18 protein-coding genes are annotated in these 16,088 nt (G+C 62.5%); 11 read left to right on the forward strand and 7 right to left on the reverse strand.

The genetic code is table 11. The annotated features are described in order from the left end of the window. Positions 1-390, forward strand: a complete 390-nt coding sequence (gene cueR, locus B5E41_RS07010; RefSeq protein WP_064808024.1) for a Cu(I)-responsive transcriptional regulator — start codon at positions 1-3, stop codon at positions 388-390. Positions 391-412: 22 nt separating this feature from the next. On the opposite strand, the gene B5E41_RS07015 is transcribed toward cueR, so the two are convergent. After that, positions 413-697: a hypothetical protein gene (locus B5E41_RS07015; RefSeq protein ID WP_088392196.1), complete on the reverse strand. Its 285-nt coding sequence runs from the start codon at positions 695-697 to the stop codon at positions 413-415. Positions 698-884: 187 nt separating this feature from the next. On the opposite strand from B5E41_RS07015, the gene B5E41_RS07020 reads away from it, so the two are divergent. The 3 genes from B5E41_RS07020 to B5E41_RS07030 are packed head-to-tail and all read left to right on the forward strand — an operon-like array spanning position 885 to position 2,909. Continuing rightward, positions 885-1,424 carry a sigma-70 family RNA polymerase sigma factor gene (locus B5E41_RS07020; RefSeq protein WP_088392198.1) on the forward strand — a complete coding sequence of 180 codons (540 nt, stop codon included), beginning with the start codon at positions 885-887 and terminating at the stop codon, positions 1,422-1,424. Next, positions 1,411-2,178, forward strand: a complete 768-nt coding sequence (locus B5E41_RS07025) for an anti-sigma factor family protein (protein WP_085861415.1) — start codon at positions 1,411-1,413, stop codon at positions 2,176-2,178. Before B5E41_RS07020 ends, B5E41_RS07025 begins: the two co-directional genes overlap by 14 nt. Before the next feature lie 20 nt (positions 2,179-2,198). Continuing rightward, on the forward strand, positions 2,199-2,909 hold the full coding sequence (locus B5E41_RS07030) for a Bax inhibitor-1/YccA family protein (protein ID WP_064808016.1): 711 nt from the start codon (positions 2,199-2,201) through the stop codon (positions 2,907-2,909). A gap of 123 nt (positions 2,910-3,032) precedes the next feature. Here B5E41_RS07030 and B5E41_RS07035 read toward each other — a convergent pair whose 3' ends face one another. From B5E41_RS07035 to repA, 4 genes are all read right to left on the reverse strand, one after another. Continuing rightward, positions 3,033-4,163, reverse strand: coding sequence for an RHE_PE00001 family protein (locus tag B5E41_RS07035; protein ID WP_088392200.1), 1,131 nt, complete (start codon positions 4,161-4,163; stop codon positions 3,033-3,035). A 168-nt stretch (positions 4,164-4,331) separates the two neighbouring features. Continuing rightward, positions 4,332-5,546 (reverse strand): plasmid replication protein RepC, encoded by a 1,215-nt coding sequence (repC, locus tag B5E41_RS07040; RefSeq protein WP_088392202.1) that lies wholly within the window; start codon positions 5,544-5,546, stop codon positions 4,332-4,334. 154 nt (positions 5,547-5,700) lie between these two features. After that, positions 5,701-6,696, reverse strand: coding sequence for a plasmid partitioning protein RepB (gene repB, locus B5E41_RS07045; protein ID WP_088392204.1), 996 nt, complete (start codon positions 6,694-6,696; stop codon positions 5,701-5,703). Continuing rightward, positions 6,693-7,889: a plasmid partitioning protein RepA gene (repA, locus tag B5E41_RS07050; RefSeq protein WP_064808802.1), complete on the reverse strand. Its 1,197-nt coding sequence runs from the start codon at positions 7,887-7,889 to the stop codon at positions 6,693-6,695. Before repA ends, repB begins: the two co-directional genes overlap by 4 nt. A gap of 203 nt (positions 7,890-8,092) precedes the next feature. Here repA and cobF point away from each other — a divergent pair, with 203 nt between their 5' ends. From cobF to B5E41_RS07075, 5 genes are all read left to right on the forward strand, one after another. Further along, on the forward strand, positions 8,093-8,857 hold the full coding sequence (gene cobF, locus B5E41_RS07055; protein ID WP_088392206.1) for a precorrin-6A synthase (deacetylating): 765 nt from the start codon (positions 8,093-8,095) through the stop codon (positions 8,855-8,857). Positions 8,858-8,920: 63 nt separating this feature from the next. Next, entirely contained in the window at positions 8,921-10,291 is a 1,371-nt protein-coding gene (gene cobG, locus B5E41_RS07060; RefSeq protein ID WP_088392208.1) for a precorrin-3B synthase, read from the forward strand. An 11-nt stretch (positions 10,292-10,302) separates the two neighbouring features. Further along, positions 10,303-10,935: a precorrin-8X methylmutase gene (locus tag B5E41_RS07065; protein WP_088392210.1), complete on the forward strand. Its 633-nt coding sequence runs from the start codon at positions 10,303-10,305 to the stop codon at positions 10,933-10,935. Beyond that, positions 10,932-11,663 (forward strand): precorrin-2 C(20)-methyltransferase, encoded by a 732-nt coding sequence (locus B5E41_RS07070; RefSeq protein WP_088392212.1) that lies wholly within the window; start codon positions 10,932-10,934, stop codon positions 11,661-11,663. Before B5E41_RS07065 ends, B5E41_RS07070 begins: the two co-directional genes overlap by 4 nt. Further along, positions 11,660-12,424 carry a precorrin-3B C(17)-methyltransferase gene (locus B5E41_RS07075; RefSeq protein WP_088392214.1) on the forward strand — a complete coding sequence of 255 codons (765 nt, stop codon included), beginning with the start codon at positions 11,660-11,662 and terminating at the stop codon, positions 12,422-12,424. The genes B5E41_RS07070 and B5E41_RS07075 overlap by 4 nt, the downstream gene beginning before the upstream one ends. On the opposite strand, the gene B5E41_RS07080 is transcribed toward B5E41_RS07075, so the two are convergent. Further along, positions 12,388-13,158 (reverse strand): cobalt-precorrin-6A reductase, encoded by a 771-nt coding sequence (locus B5E41_RS07080; protein ID WP_088392216.1) that lies wholly within the window; start codon positions 13,156-13,158, stop codon positions 12,388-12,390. The two genes, B5E41_RS07075 and B5E41_RS07080, sit on opposite strands and share 37 nt — an antisense overlap. On the opposite strand from B5E41_RS07080, the gene cbiE reads away from it, so the two are divergent. Then, a complete protein-coding gene (gene cbiE, locus B5E41_RS07085) occupies positions 13,157-14,389 on the forward strand; it encodes a precorrin-6y C5,15-methyltransferase (decarboxylating) subunit CbiE (protein ID WP_088392218.1) in 1,233 nt (410 codons plus the stop codon). The two genes, B5E41_RS07080 and cbiE, sit on opposite strands and share 2 nt — an antisense overlap. 4 nt (positions 14,390-14,393) lie before the next feature. Continuing rightward, entirely contained in the window at positions 14,394-15,152 is a 759-nt protein-coding gene (gene cobM / locus B5E41_RS07090; protein ID WP_088392220.1) for a precorrin-4 C(11)-methyltransferase, read from the forward strand. A 58-nt stretch (positions 15,153-15,210) separates the two neighbouring features. On the opposite strand, the gene B5E41_RS07095 is transcribed toward cobM, so the two are convergent. After that, the gene (locus B5E41_RS07095; protein ID WP_088392222.1) at positions 15,211-16,023 is read right to left on the reverse strand and encodes a TIM barrel protein; all 813 of its coding nucleotides are present in this window, start codon (positions 16,021-16,023) and stop codon (positions 15,211-15,213) included. Positions 16,024-16,088 lie beyond the last annotated feature (65 nt).

Consider the following 16,088-nt stretch of genomic DNA (forward strand, 5'->3'; position numbering starts at 1 on the left):
ATGAATATCGGCGAAGCATCTGAGCGCTCCGGCCTGCCTTCGAAGACCATCCGCTACTACGAGGATATCGGCCTGATCCGCCCCGAAAGGGGCGGAAACGGCTATCGCGACTATGCTGCGGCCGATGTTCACAAGCTGCGCTTCTTGCAGCGTTCGCGCGGTCTTGGCTTTTCGGTCGAGGAATGCCGGCAATTGCTGGCGCTTTATGAGGACAAAGCCCGGGCGAGCGCCGACGTCAGGGACATTGCCGAGACAAAACTCGGGGAGATCGACCGCAAGATTCGCGAACTGACGGAACTTCGCCGCACTCTCGAGCATCTCGTGCATGCCTGCCATGGCAACGACCGGCCGGACTGTCCAATTCTCGAAGAGCTCTCGGACGGTCGCTGACCGCTTTAGAAAACCGGAGAGACTAGCTGAACGTCCTGAAGGGAGCCTGCTCGGCGGGTTCGTCCTCGTCGCCGTCATCAAGCACGCCTTCATCGAGACGATGCTTGATCGCAAGCGCGTAGATCACGTCGAGAATATTGCGGTCCCTGAGATGAGGATCGGTCAGAGCGAGAAGCGAAGCCCTGACGATCTTCTTGCTGGTGGCTTTCGAGCATCGCGCCTTGACGAAATCATAGAGTGCCTCACCCGTCAGCCCTTCCATGGCGCCGTCCACGAGAGCTTCGTAGACCCGCTTCTTTTCCTTCATTCTTTATTTTCCCCTGCAAATCAGCGGCGTGATGATCTGTCATGTAATTGTCATAAACAATCGCCGATTTAAGGCGCACATGCGCCGGGGGATGGTATTTCCCCGGTTCGTCGAAGGCGATGTCCGGCGGGCATGATTTTTTTATGCCGCCGGGAATAAAATCCGCCGCGCTTGCGTATACTCAAGCATGGAACGCAAAGACCGCCCCTTCGATGTCATCGGACAGCTTGCAGCGCTGAGGCGTTACGCTCGCGCGCTGGTGCGCAACTCGGATGAGGCGGAGGATCTGGTGCATGATGCCCTTGTGCGCGCCTTCGAGAAGAGAAAGAGCTTCCGAAGCGGCGGCAATCTGCGCACCTGGCTGCTTTCCATCCTGCACAATGCCCATATCGATCGTCTTCGCCGGAACCGGTCGCTGATGCGTCGCCACGACGAAGCGGCTATCGAAGCCGAGCGGTCGCTGCCGGCCGGCCAGGAACATGCCGTGCGCCTGCAGCAGGTGCGCGACGCCTTCTTCGAGCTGCCGGAGGAGCAGCGCGAGGCGCTGCATCTCGTTGCCATCGAAGACCTTTCCTATCAGGAAGCCGCCAATGCGCTCGGTATTCCGATTGGCACGCTGATGTCTCGCATCTCCCGCGCCCGGACGCAGCTGCGCGAATTCGAGGAAAAGACGCCGCGCATTTCGCATCTCAAGTTAATCGAAGGGAGCGGCAATGAAAGCAGTTGATCCGATCATCGATGCCGATCTCGATGCCTATGTGGATGGCGAGCTCGATGTCGCCCGCCGTATTCAGGTCGAGTCCTATCTCTCGGAGAACCCCGCGATTGCCGCCAAGGTGATGGCCGACCTCAGCATGAAAGGCGAGCTGCGTCTGGCGCTTGCCGGCGAAAACGCCTTCGGCCGTCCCGAGACCCGCGATGCCGCCCGCCGGCTGGAGCGCGGCCTTTCCTATGGTCGTATCCTCCAGTCCATGCAGCGCATCGCCGCCGTCGGCATTCTGCTGACCGCCGGCTGGGTGGCGCATAATTCCTTCGGCGCCTTTTCGGCGACCGAAGTGGCGGCTTCCGTTCCGGCGCCTGCTTATGTCGAGGATGCCGTCCGCGCCTATCAGACCGCGGCCCTGCGCGCCTCGATGCCTTCGCAGACCCCGACCAGCTATAGCGCCGAGGACATACGCGCCGCGACCGCGATTGTCATGCCCGAACTGCCGAAAGACTGGAAGATCGCCGACGTCCAGATATTCCCGTCCGAATTCGGCCCGAGCATCGAGATGGCGATCACGGTGGCCGATGGAAAGCGGCTTTCGCTTTTCGCCGTCCGGCCGGGAGCCTTCGAGGTCCGGCCGGTCAGCCATCTCGCACTCGAAAAAGCAGAAGCCGCCTATTGGCAGATCGGCGAGGTCGCCTATGCGCTGATCGCCGACGATAGCGGACTCAATCTCGATCAGGCGGCCGAACGGCTCGCCCGTTCGCTCTACTAGTTCAAACCGAGGAGATCAGCATGAACCCGATCAATCCCCGATACGGAGCCGTCGCCGGCTCACAGGCCCTCTTCGACGAGGGTCTGCGTCAGCATATGCTGCGCGTCTACAATTATATGGGCCTCGGCCTGGTCATAACGGGCATCGTTGCCTTCATCGTCGGCTCGACGCCGGCGCTTTATGTCCCGATCTTCGGCTCGCCGCTGAAATGGGTGGTGATGCTGGCTCCGCTCGCCTTCGTCTTCTTCTTCTCCTTCCGCATCCAAACAATGTCGGCGAGCACCGCCCAGATCACCTTCTGGGCCTTCTGCGCCGTGATGGGCCTGTCGCTTGCCTCCGTCTTCCTGGTCTTCACCAAGACGAGCATCGCCCAGACCTTTTTCATCACCGCGGCGATGTTCGGCTCCACCAGCCTTTACGGTTACACGACCAGGCGTGACCTCTCGAAGATGGGCTCCTTCCTGATGATGGGCCTCTTCGGCATTATCATCGCCGCCATCGTCAACATCTTCCTGGGCTCGAGTGCGCTGCAGTTCGCCATCTCGGTGATTGGTATCGTCGTCTTCGTCGGCCTGACCGCCTACGACACGCAGAACATCAAGGAACAATATTCGGAAAATTACGATCAGGAATCGAACCAGAAGCTTGCCGTTTTCGGTGCGCTCTCGCTCTACCTGAACTTCGTCAACATCTTCCAGCTTCTGCTCAACTTCACCGGCGAGCGGGAATAGGACCGCGCTTCTGGGGGCAATGGAAGCGCCAGGGCGCCCGGTCTGCAATCCGTGACAGGATGGCAGACCGGGCGCTCACTCTCAAAGAACACGGCCGGACGTCGAACCGGCCGTGTTTTTATTTCAGATGATGCCCCAGGCGCGATAGCGGCCGCGGCCGGTGATTTCACGAATGCCGATCTCATTGACGAGGTTCAGCGCGCCGCGCGGCGTGATGCGCAGCTGCCGGGCGATCATCGCTGCCGACACCATCGGCCGCGACAGGATGAAATCGGCAAGCTCCGGCAGGCTGCTATTCGAGCGACGGCCACGAAAGCGCAGCTCCATTTGCGTGCGGGCCAGCGACAACCGGTCGATCTCCTTGAGACCGGCCGCCGCAGCCAGTTGCATCGCTTCGAGAAAAGCTTGCAGCCGCGTCGCCCGGTCACGGGCCCGACGCCGCTCGTGGCGCACCAACTTCAGTCCGCCGTAAAAGGAAAAGAGATGCGAAGCAACCTTGCCGCGGGCGCGCAGGTAGCTTTCGACCAGAAGCCCGCCGAGCCAATGCTGACGCCGCAACGGCTCGATCCTGTCCCAGGCTTCGAACAGGATGACGGCGCCGAGAACCGGCGGCAGGCGGTCGGCCAAGGGCAGCACGCCGCGCCACTCCGCGAGCCGCTGTTCCTCGTCCCACTCCTCGTCGCCGAGCAGGCCGAGCGGATCCTCGTTGCGCTTGGCCGGGGATATCGCGGCTGTCTCGCCGGCCGGCGCTTTCCCGGTATGGATGTCGATGAGCTTCTGCGAGCGGGCAAGAAGCGCGTCGATCTCTGCCATCTCGGCAGCAAGCGGCGTATCTTCATCGTCGCCCTCGTCGTCGGCCCCGACAACCGTCAGGCCTTTGGCTTCCTGAGCGGTACCTTCCCCCTCCCCCATGGTCGCGGTCAACGTTGCAAGGCCGGAGGCGCCGAGCGCCCACGATGGTTCGCCAGTCCAGATGCGCCGACGAGTCCGCAGCACCGAATGGGCAATCGTCAGTTCGTGGCTGGGGGCGCGGCTATCCATATGCGCGTCGTGCAAAACGAGATCCTCGACGTGGACCAGCTCGCCGGCGACCCATAGCGCCCCCGCGGCATCGAAGAAATGGCTGCGTTCGGCAAAGCCCTCACCCACCGGCGAGCGCAACACCCGCTCGTCCAGTCGCGCCACCGCATCCTCCGCCGAAGCAAGGAATGGGAGCAGTGTCTGAAGCATCGCACCATCGATATCGTAGCGCATTGTTAAGCTTTGCGGTTTTTCACAAATGGAAGCAAAACACCCGTTTTCTTCCGCCATCTATGACATGGTTAACGGTTTGTTTCAAGAAAAGCGCGTGAAGGACGCGAAGAAGATAGCCAATCCACACTCCCTTTAACCGCTGCGACTGGCGCGAAGCTTTTGGGCTGTTCATCCCGTTTTTCTCGTCATCGGACCATTGGCCCGCATCAACGCCATCAGCATCGGACCGAGCGAGAACTCACCGCGCTCCGCCCGCCGCGTCAGATCACGCAGATAGCCGCCGGCCGAATTGATATGGCCGCCGCGTTCCAGAATGCAGGCGATCACGGTGGCAGCATTCTCCGGCCCCATGACGTTGCAGGCTTGCTGATAGGCGCTGGGGCTGACGCCAAGGGTGGAACGGACGACGACGGCGGCGGCCATCAAATCCCGCCAGCTACCGATTCCGCCGCCCGGCCCATAGGCAGCAATCTCGGGGCAGGCCTGCAGCACCATGGCAAGGGGGAAGGATTTCGGCGGCTCCCGCGACGGCCGCGGTTCTTCCTCCGGCTTCGCGCCCCGCTTCGTTTCGAAGCTTGGTTCAAGTTCAGATATGAGGTGTGGGTTTGAATTATGTATGTGCCGACCGTTTTGGATGTCATTGGCGTCTGTTTTTTTTGCTTTTGCCTTCGATTCCAGCGTCTTGACGATCACGTCGCGGAACGCTTCGAGATCGGTCAGCAGGCTCTGGATCTCCGCGGTCGACGGGCGGCGCGGCAGGCTTGCCGATAGGCAACTGAAATGTTGCTGCATCTCGATCCACTCGCCGGCGATTTCCTCTTCCAGCGCGATCTCGATGAGCTTGGTGATGTCACGCCGGCAAAGGCTCAGCCGCTCTCTCAGGCGCTTCCATTCAAGCTTATCGGCCAGCACCTGCGCCGCCTGGGCTTCTATCTCGCGAGCGCGCACAAGGAGCGGTGCCAGGCTGAAGCCGAAGGCTTCCCCAAGCCCGCCCTCGCCGTTGCGGCGGGCAAAACGTTTTCCGTTCGGACTATCCCGCCGGATGATCAGGCCGGCCTCCACCAGCATCGCCAGGTTTCGCCGCAGCGTGGTGCCGGCCATGCCATGAGTGCGCAGCGACAGCTGCTCGTTCGAAGGAAAGACGACGAAGCCGTTGGTCTCGGCAATCTCGTTCTTCGGATAGAAGGTCAACAGCGCGTTGAGAACCGCAAGCGCACGGTCGGACACGCCGATCAGGCTCTTTGCTTCACAGAGCGCACGAAAGATCTTCCATTTGTCGACCGATGCGTCCGCATCGATCCTGCTGGCGCTTTCCTGGCTTTCCAGCATGCCAAGCGTCATCGATCGCCGCCCGAAGGGCGTCGATACATATTGAGGCTCCATGTCTCTCACCTTTTTTCAAGGCAAAAGAAATCTACCATCCAAAAGGATGCCGAAGAAGCTTGACACTGATTCGAGGAAGTGCGATTCTCAGATTGTCCAGATATGAGAAAGGCTTCCGCGACGGCAACGTTCGGAGGCTTTTTTCTTTTGCGGCCTACTCTCCTGCTTGCAACTTGCCGGCCTGATAAGCTTCGTAAAGCTCATCGAGACGGCGTGAAATGTAAGCGCCGAAATCCGGCGCTTCGCCTGTTTTCAACGCGATCGTGAAGGAATTGCCGGCGCTTTTGATTCGGCCGGCAATCTTGCCGCCGCTCTTCGGCTTCCAGTCATATTCGGTGGGCTCGGGCTTGGCCTCTTTCCTGGCGAGTTCGGCGACCAAAACCTCGAATCGGCGGTCGCTCTCCTCCGCCTTGAACCGATCTGACGCGATGACCTTCGCAAGCCGCGCCGCCGTCGTCCCATTCCAGTCCTGGGCAAGCGCCATCCACTTGCGTCGTCCGATACCGGGTGCGGCCCCCACCGACCTGATGATTTCTGCCGGAATGGCCTTGGCTACCGACAGCAGCTTCGATAGCTCCGTCTTATCGGTGGACAGCGCCTTCATGATAACCGGACGTTCAAAGCCCTTGAGCTCGAGATTGAGAGCGAAGACGGCGCGTTCGATATAGGAAAGGTTCCGGCGCGCCGAGTTCTCGATGCCCTGCGCAATGACGACATCGGTGTCGTCGAGCTGGCGGACGATCGCCTGCACCCTGCGCCCGAGCAGCTTGACTGCCTGCAGCCGGCGATGGCCGTAGGCGATCTGGTACCGCTCGCCATCTTCGGGATGGCGCCGAACAAGGATCGGCACTTCCTGGCCATTGTCGGCAATCGACTGCACCAGCTCGTCCTCGCGATCGAGCGGCTGGTCGGCAAGGCGATCGCGGACGAAGGAAGAATCGATCAGATCGGGATCGAGTTCCACGATGCGCTCGCCGGAGAGCAAAGCCTCCTGCATCGCCCTGCTCTCTTCCTCCATGCGGCCAAGGGTCAGCGCCATTGTCCGAACCGGACCGGCCGATCCACGCAAAGAAGGCTCCTCGTAGTTGGCCGCGGCCAACTCCTGCGCCGTATCGTCGAAAAGACCTTTCAGGCGATCACGTCTGCTCATGTGCGGCCCCAGGCTTTGTGAATGCCGGCAAGAACCTCGCCATTAGCGGCGTTGACCGATTCCAGCGCCCGATCATACGTCGAGCGGCGCACCTGCCCCTTCTCGATTTCGTAAAGCGTCTGCTTTGTCAGCCCGGCATCGGCGATTGCCGTCGATTTGAGAATGGTTGCCGTCAGCACGTCGTCGCCGAACAGGCTGCGCAACAGCGCAACGATCTGCGACTGCGGCGCATCGAAGGGTTCGTGGCGGGTGACGACATATTTGATGAAGTCATGCTGCAGGTCGCCGCCGGCCCTGCGAACCACAGAGAGAAGATCCGAGGTCATCAGCAGGAACTGCGACATGGAGGCGACATCAACCATCTGGGGGTGAATGGTGATGAGCAGCGATGTGGCGGCGCAAACGGCACCGAGGGTGAGGTAGCCGAGCTGCGGCGGGCAGTCGATCACCACCACATCGTAATCGGCCTCGACCTCGGCAATAGCGACGCCGACGCGGCGGAAAAACAGCTCGGCCGGCTTCTGGCGATCATTGAGCGCCCGCGGCGTCTCATGCTCGAACTCCATCAGTTCGAGATTGCCGGGCACCAGATCGAGTCCGTCGAAATAGGTCTTGCGGACGATCTCCTTCAGCGGCTTACGAGCCGCATCGTAGCGGATGGCCCCATACAGCGTATCGCCGTCGGAAAGATCGAATTCCGGCTGAACGCCCAGCATGGAGGACAGCGAGGCCTGCGGGTCGAGATCGATCGCCAGCACCCGGTAACCCTCCAGTGCCAGATGTTGCGCCAGATAAAGCGTGGTCGTCGTCTTGGCCGAACCGCCCTTGAAATTGGTGACGGCGACCGTCTGCAGCTTTTCGCCGGGGCGACGCCACGGGAGGTAACTCAGCGCATCCTTCGGCTTCAGGTTCGCCATGTAATGGCGCAATTCATTGATCTGCCCGAGCGTATAGGAACGTCGACCATTTGAGGAGAGCTCCGGCTGCGGCCCCTTGCCGTCCAGCGAAAGCTGGCGAAGATAACCGTCGGAAACGCCGATCATCTGGGCGGCTTCGCCGGAAGAGAATGTGCGCAGCGTCTTCTGCGCAAGCGGCGGAAACAGCTTGTCGCGGAGGAGCTTCAGTTGCCGCGAAAGCTGGTTCGCATGCCGCTCGATCCGCACGTCTGTCGTCGATACGCTAATGTTGTCCAAAACACCCAATCCTTTTCGATGCGCTTTTCTGTCAACATAGCGTCAAAAAGCGTATCGAAAGTGACACGATTCGGGATTTACGGCAACAATAGGGGTCAAGCCGCCGTGTCGGGCCGAGTTGGCCGCGGCCAACTCCCTGCCCTGCCCTTGCGGCCGGCCCGGTTTTTCGGCAAGACCGCTTGGACTCACGGGGAAATATCCGCTTGAAGCATATCAATATCATCGGAATCGGCACGGGCAATCCGGAGCACGTCACCATACAGGCGATCAACGCCATGAACGCTGCCGACGTGATCTTCCTGCCGCTCAAGGGCGCCGGCAAGGAAGAGCTCGCCGAGGTGAGGCGAAAGATCTGCGAGCGCTATGTCACTAGACCAGGTGTCCGGATCGCGGAATTCGAGGTGCCGGGAAGGCAGACCGAAGACAGAAGCTACTCACAAAGCGTCGATGCCTGGCACGGTGAGATCGCGAATATCTATAGAGAATTGATCTCGGGGGTGCCGGACGGCGGCACTGGCGCCTTTCTCGTCTGGGGTGATCCCAGTCTTTACGACAGCACGATCCGCATCATCGAACGCGTTCGTCAAGCAAACAGCATTGATTTCGATTACAGCGTCGTTCCCGGCATCACCAGCATCCAAGCTTTGGCGGCCAGCCACAAAATCCCGCTCAACCTCGTCGGCAAGCCGGTCGGGATCACCACCGGGCGGCGGCTGGCGCGAGATGGACTTCGCGGCGGCAGTACGGTCGTCATGCTCGATGGCGAACAGGCTTTTGCGAAGATCGACCATGTCGACGCCGAGATCTTCTGGGGCGCCTATCTCGGCACCGGGGACGAGATCATCCGATCGGGACGGCTCGCAGACATCGCTGCCGACATCCAGACACTCCGAAGCGAGGCGAGGCAGCGGCACGGCTGGATCATGGACATATATCTGCTGCGCAAGGGACGCGACTTCGAGGAATAGCCGTCGCCATCGTGTTTTGCCGCGCCGGCCGCGATCATGTAAGAGATGATCAGAGGGTTGAGAATGGGCACAGAGGCCGCCAAGGCAATCGACAGGACAGGCGAGGCGGATCTCGATGATCGGCCGCCGGCGAAGCCACGCCCGCGCGGCGCCTGCCCGGCCCTTGCCGCACCGATGCCGACCGGCGATGGTTTGCTCGTGCGGCTGCGTCCGGCCGGCGGCACCTTGACGCTATCGCAATTCTCAGCGCTTGCCCGCTCGGCTGCGGAGCATGGAAACGGCATCGTGGAAATCACCGCGCGCGGCAACCTGCAAATCCGCGGGCTGCGGGCCGAAACCGTTAGGCGCCTCGCCGCCGATATCGATGCCGCCGGGATCGCCGTGCCGGACGGGCCGCCCATCGAAATATCGCCGCTGCACGGCATCGATCCCGAGGAGATAAGCGATCCGGCAGCGCTGGAACAAGCGTTGCGCAGCACGCTCGGAGAGGGGCTCGCCTCGCCGCGGCTAGCACCGAAACTCTCGCTCATCATCGACGGCGGCGGCGCGTTCGGTTTGTCGGCGCTTCCGGCCGATATTCGTATCGTCGCGCAACCCGGCGCACAATGGCTCGTTGCGATCAACGGCGACGGCGAGACGGCAACGCCAGTTGCGAAGGGTGCAGCAGAAGCGGCGATATCAGCCGTTGGCGAGATTCTCGAGCTGCTGGCGGTCAGGCAGAGCCGACGGGCGAGGGATATCGATCCGGCCCTTCTGCGCGCGCGGTTTCCCGCCATGGATGCCATCCGATTTCGTCCGTCACATCGAGCAAAGATGCCGCTTTCCGGCTTGCACTGGCTAAAGAACGGAAGACATGTGCTTGGTGTGCGGCCGGAATTCGGTCAGATGACGGCATCCGATCTGACCGCCCTGTTCGACGAGGCAAAAGCCCAGGGCGCGACAGCCATCCGACTTGCGCCCGGCCGCGGCTTCTTCTTCACCGACTTTCCGGCGGGTGCCGCGCCGGCCCTCCAGATCACTGCGAGCAAACATGGCTTCAGCGTGCAATCCGGCGAGAAAAGCGAATATGTCGCTGCCTGCGCCGGCGCCGGCGCCTGCGGCTCCGCTTTCTACGAGACGAGAGCCCTGGCGCGCCGCCTCATTACCGCAGCACCTGTTCTGTTCGACGGATCGATGACGATCCATCTCTCCGGCTGTTCGAAAGGCTGCGCCCATGCCGGGCCGGCGCTGACGCTGACCGGATCGGCAGATGGTTTCGGCCTCATCCTTAACGGGCTTGCTTCAGATCTGCCAGATGAACGGATCGCTGGCGGTCGGATCGATTTCGCTATAGAGAGGCTCGCCCGGTCCATCACAGACAACAGGAGCGCTGGCGAATCGGCCGCCGCCTGCCTTACACGGCTTGGCGCAACCAGCGTTTGGAAGGCGCCGTGACAGGAATAGGAATGCCAGACTACGATTACATCCGCAGCGGCGACGCGATCTACGAGCGTTCCTTTGCGATCATCCGCGCCGAGGCCGATCTTTCGCCTTTCACCGAAGACGAGGCTGAGATCGCCGTTCGCATGATCCATGCCTGCGGGCTCGTGGAAGCGGCGAAGCATTTCATCTTTTCCACCGATTTCGTCAGCACCGCGCGCGACGCGCTGAAGGCCGGCGCGCCGATCTTCTGCGATGCGGAAATGGTGTCGCACGGCGTCACACGGGCGCGGCTGCCGGCTCTGAACGAGGTGATCTGCACACTGCGCGATCCCGCAACGCCGGAGCGCGCACGCGAGATCGGCAATACACGCTCGGCCGCCGCCATGCATCTCTGGCTCGATCGGCTCGGCGGGAGCATTGTCGCGATCGGCAACGCGCCGACCGCCCTCTTCCATCTTCTAGAACTCCTGCGCGACGGCGCGCCGAAACCCGCGGCGATCCTGGGCATGCCCGTCGGGTTCGTCGGCGCGGCGGAATCGAAGGACGCGCTGGCGGAAAATTCCTATGGCGTCCCCTTTGCCATCGTGCGCGGCCGGCTCGGTGGCAGCGCCATGACGGCAGCCGCCATCAATGCGCTGGCGAGGCCTGGCCTATGATGACATCAGGCCGTCTCATCGGCGTCGGCACGGGGCCCGGCGATCCGGAGCTTCTGACCCTCAAGGCCGTGCGTGCCATAGAAAGCGCTGACGTCATCGCATATTTCGCCAAGCAGGGCAGGGGTGGCAACGGCAAGGCGATCGTCGAGCCTCTGCTGAAACCAGCGGTGACGCTGCTGCCGCTCTACTATCCTGTCACAACCGAGATCGACAAAAACGACGAACGCTATCAGAGCCTGATCACCGAGTTTTACGACCGGTCTGCAAGAGACATCGCCAGGCATCTCGACGCCGGGCGGACCGTCGCCGTTCTCAGCGAAGGCGACCCGCTCTTCTACGGCTCCTATATGCACCTGCATGTCAGGCTCTCCAAGCACTATCCCACCGAAGTGATCCCCGGCATCAGCGCCATGTCGGGCTGCTGGTCGCTGGCCGGCATGCCGATCGTCCAGGGCGATGACGTGCTCTCCGTACTGCCCGGTACGATGGCCGAGACCGAGCTGACGCGGCGCCTTGTCGATACGCAGGCCGCCGTGATCATGAAGGTCGGCCGCAATCTGCCGAAGATCCGCCGAGCGCTTTCGGCCGCAGGCCGGCTTGCGGACGCCCTCTATGTCGAGCGCGGCACCATGGCGAATGCGGCGATGGAAAAGCTTGCCGACAAGAGCGACGGCGATGCGCCCTATTTCTCGCTCGTGCTGGTGCCGGGCTGGGAGGGCAGCCGATGAGTGGCAGGCTTTTCGTCATCGGCACCGGCCCCGGCAATCCCGAGCAGATGACACCGGAAGCGCTGGCGGTTGTCGAGGCGGCGACGGATTTCTTCGGCTACGGACCTTATCTCGACCGGCTGCAGCTCCGCTCCGATCAGCTGCGGCATGCGTCGGATAATCGCGAGGAGCTCGACAGGGCAGGGGCGGCGCTTTCCATGGCAGCGGACGGCGCCAATGTCTGCATCGTCTCCGGCGGCGATCCCGGTGTCTTCGCCATGGCCGCTGCCGTCTGCGAGGCGATGGAGAACGGGCCGGCGGCGTGGCGCGCCGTCGATCTTACCGTGCTGCCCGGTGTCACGGCGATGCTGGCGGTGGCCGCAAGAGCCGGGGCGCCGCTTGGTCACGACTTCTGCGCAATATCGCTATCAGATAACTTAAAGCCTTGGAATGTCATAGAAAACAGACTTGAATTGGCGGCAAGAGCAGGCTTCGTCATCGCGCTCTATAACCCGATCAGCCGGGCGCGGCCGTGGCAACTCGGTGAGGCTTTCAAGCTGCTGCGCCACCATCTGCCGGCAACGACCCCGGTAATTTTCGGCCGCGCGGCCGGGCGGGTAAACGAGCACATCGCGGTGCAGCCGCTATCGCAAGCGGACGCATCGATTGCCGATATGGCGACCTGCATCATCATCGGCTCCGCCGAAACGCGGATCGTCGCCCGCCCCGGCAAGCCGGATCTGGTCTACACGCCACGTTTCATGGCGGGGGGGAAGAGGTGATCGATCGACGCAAGCGCCGCCTCGACGGTTTCGACCGATGTGATGATCGGCGACGGCGCACGCGCTATCATCATCACCTCGATGCCGAGCAAACGGGCCGCCTCGATCTTCGGATAGGTGGCGGAGCCGCCGCTATTCTTGGCAATGATGACATCGATATGATGCTGTCTCAGCAAAGTGCATTCACTTTCCAGCGTGAAGGGGCCGCGATCGAGAATGTATATGGCATTCGGAAGCCTAAGCGGCCGTTCGACGGGGTCGACGCTGCGGATGAGATAGTGATGTTGCGGCCCCGCTTCTGCGTGGTGAGCGCTCTGCCGGCCCGTCGCCAGGAAGACATGGCGGGGAGATTGGCCGAGCGCCGCGATGGCCGCCGGAATGCTCTGCGCTTCCCGCCAGCGATCACCCGGCATTCGTTGCCATTCGGGGCGGCGCAGAGCGATCGCAGCGACAGCGGCGGCTTTGGCCGCGATGCCGGCATTTTTGGAAATTCGTTCGGCGAAAGGGTGCGTGGCGTCGATCAGCAGCCCGTAGCCGCCGGCTTTCAGAAAATCGGCCAGCGCCATGGCACCGCCGAAACCACCGATACGGACCGGAACAGGCTGCACGGCCGGTTTCTCGGTACGTCCGGCAAGCGACAGCAGAATATCGCAATCACCACGCGCTGCGAGCGCTTCGGCGAGCAGGCGCGCCTCGCCGGTGCCGCCGAGGATCAGGATGCGAAGTCTTCCCATGTCTGATGTCTTTCCCACTTGCACCCAGCCCTGGCTGACTATTATCGGCATCGGCGAAGATGGTCCAGCAGGGCTGAGTGAGGAGGCGAAGAGGCTGATAGCCGCCGCACCCGCGGTCTTCGGCGGGGCGCGGCACCACGCGCTTGCCGCATCGCTGATATCGGGCGAAAAGCTTGCCTGGCAGAGCCCCTTCGAGCGTTCGGTCGATGCCGTTCTTGAAAGGCGCGGCACACCTGTCGTCGTGCTCGCCTCCGGCGATCCGTTTCTCTATGGCGTCGGCGCAACCCTCTGCCGCCGTGTATCGGCCGAAGAGATGCGTGTCATTCCGGCGCCGTCTGCCTTCAGCCTTGCCGCCTCGCGGCTCGGCTGGCCGCAACAGGACGTGACGGCGATCTCGCTGCACGGACGCCCGCTCGACCTGGTCCGACCGCATCTGCACCCCGGGCGGCGCATCATTGCTCTGACCTCTGATGAGAAGGGACCCGGCGAGCTTGCTGCCTTGCTTGTCGCAACCGGCTTCGGTCAGTCGAGGCTTACCGTGCTCGAAGCGTTAGGCGGTGCGCGAGAACGACAGAAACGCGCCGTGGCGGCGGATTTCGATCTCACTGACATCGATCCCCTGAACGTCTGCGCGCTCGAGGTTGCGGCAGGGGAGAGGGCTCGCATCCTGCCTTTTGCCGCAGGTCTCGAGGATGATTTGTTCGAGCATGACGGTCAGATCACCAAACGGGAGATCCGGGCGATGACGCTCTCGGCGCTTGCGCCACGTCACGGCGAACTGCTCTGGGATGTCGGCGCCGGCTCGGGATCGATCGGCATCGAATGGATGCTGGCTGATCCCTGCCTGAAGACGATCGCTGTCGAGCAATCGCCGGAGCGGGCGGCGCGGATTGCCCGCAACGCATCCGCCTTTGGCGTGCCGCATCTCGCCGTCGTCGAGGGTTCAGCGCCCGATGCGCTGCGAGGCCTGCCGGAACCGGACGCGATCTTTCTCGGCGGCGGCGGCAGCGATCCTGATGTCATCGACACGGCCATCGCCGCGCTGAAGCGGGGAGGGCGGCTCGTCGCCAATGCCGTGACGTTGGAGATGGAAGCGGTATTGATCGCCGAACATGCAAAACGCGGCGGCTCCCTCACGCGGATCGAAATATCGCGCGCTGCGCCGCTCGGCAGCATGAGCGGCTGGCGGCCGGCGATGCCGGTGACGCAATGGCGCTGGACGAAAGGATAACGGGATGACGGTGCATTTCATTGGCGCGGGGCCGGGCGCTGCGGATCTGATCACAGTGCGTGGCCGCGATCTCATTGCCCGCTGTCCGGTCTGCCTCTATGCCGGCTCGATCGTCTCGCCGGAACTGCTGCAATATTGCCCGCCTGGCGCGCGCATCGTCAATACTGCCCCGATGTCGCTCGATGAGATCGAGGAAGAATATCTCCGAGCCGCTGCCGCCGGCCAGGACGTCGCCCGGCTGCACTCCGGCGACCTCTCCGTCTGGAGCGCGGTCGCCGAGCAGGTGCGCCGGCTGCAGAAGCACGGCATCGCCTATACGATGACCCCGGGTGTTCCGGCCTTTGCGGCTGCGGCCGCGGCACTCGGGCGCGAACTGACGATCCCGGCCATCGCTCAAAGCGTGGTGCTGACCCGCGTGTCCGGCCGCGCTTCACCGATGCCGAATGAAGAGACGTTGGCGAAATTCGGCGCGACGGGCGCTACGCTGGCCATCCATCTGGCGATCCATGCTCTGAAGCAGGTGGTCGACGAGTTGACGCCACTCTACGGCGCGGACTGCCCGATCGTCATCGTCGTCAAGGCCTCCTGGGCGGACGAGCGCATTCTCTCCGGCACGCTCTCTGATATCGAGGCAAAGGTTGCGGCCGAACCGATCGAACGCACGGCGATCATCTTCGTCGGACCGTCGCTCGAGGCGGAAGATTTTCGCGAGAGCTCGCTCTATGATCCGGCCTATCAGCGCCGGTTCAGGGGCCGGGAATAACGTCTCATGATCGGCCGCTCGCCGGCGGCCGATCATGAAGAGAAGCGTACCTTGGGTCTTAGACCCGCGCGGTCAGATAATCCATGCTGGCGCGTAGCGCAGCGGCCGGGTCCTTGACCGCATGAACTTCCGCAGCAAAGGGTTCGAAGGAGAACGGACCCTTGTAGCCTGCCTGCAGCAGCGCCTTGATCTGCCCGGCATTGTCAAGCCGGTCGTCGCCGTCCACGAGCACGCGATGGGAGTCACGCATATCGGCAACGGAAACGGAGGGATCGCTGACGCCGGAAATGTGCACGAGGCCGGCCAGGTCGGGGAAGGTCGCGGCTTCGCCGGCAAGGTGATGGTGGAAGGTGTCGTGGACAAGCCTGAAGGTCGATTGCGCGCCGAGTTCCCTGATCGCCTCGGCCGCCTCGGTCTTCGAACGCAGCGAGCAGATCTCGAAACCGAGCGGCTCGACGAGGCCGATGATGCCGGCTTTATCAAGCATCGGCTTCAGTGCTGCCAGGGACTGGCGCAGATTGGCCTGGCGTTCGCCGTCGGCGCAGGCGGTGCCGTCGTTCTTGGGGACGAGGACCAGCGCCTTGGCGCCGCAGGCGGCGGCATAATCGATCAGTTCCCGCGCTTCCTTGGCACGCGTCTCATTCCATTCGTTGAAACGCTGCAGGGCGTTGATCGAAATGATCGCCAGCCCGTGGCGGGCGGCGGCTTCTCTGATCGCTTCGGGTTTGGTGCCGTCGAGAATTGCGTTGCCGGAAAGGTCGTTGCGGATCTCGACCGAGTCGATGCCGAGCGACTTTGCCAGCGCGAAGAAATCATCGATAGCGAGCGACGGCGCAGCCATGTGGTTGAGGGCAAAACGGATCGAAGTCATGACGGATATCTCCTCCTCGTCTCCGCGACAGAAGCGGAGAGGTACTCGTGAATGGGCGAGCGAAT

The organism is Rhizobium esperanzae (genome assembly GCF_002204185.1).
Taxonomy (GTDB): Bacteria; Pseudomonadota; Alphaproteobacteria; order Rhizobiales; family Rhizobiaceae; genus Rhizobium; species Rhizobium esperanzae.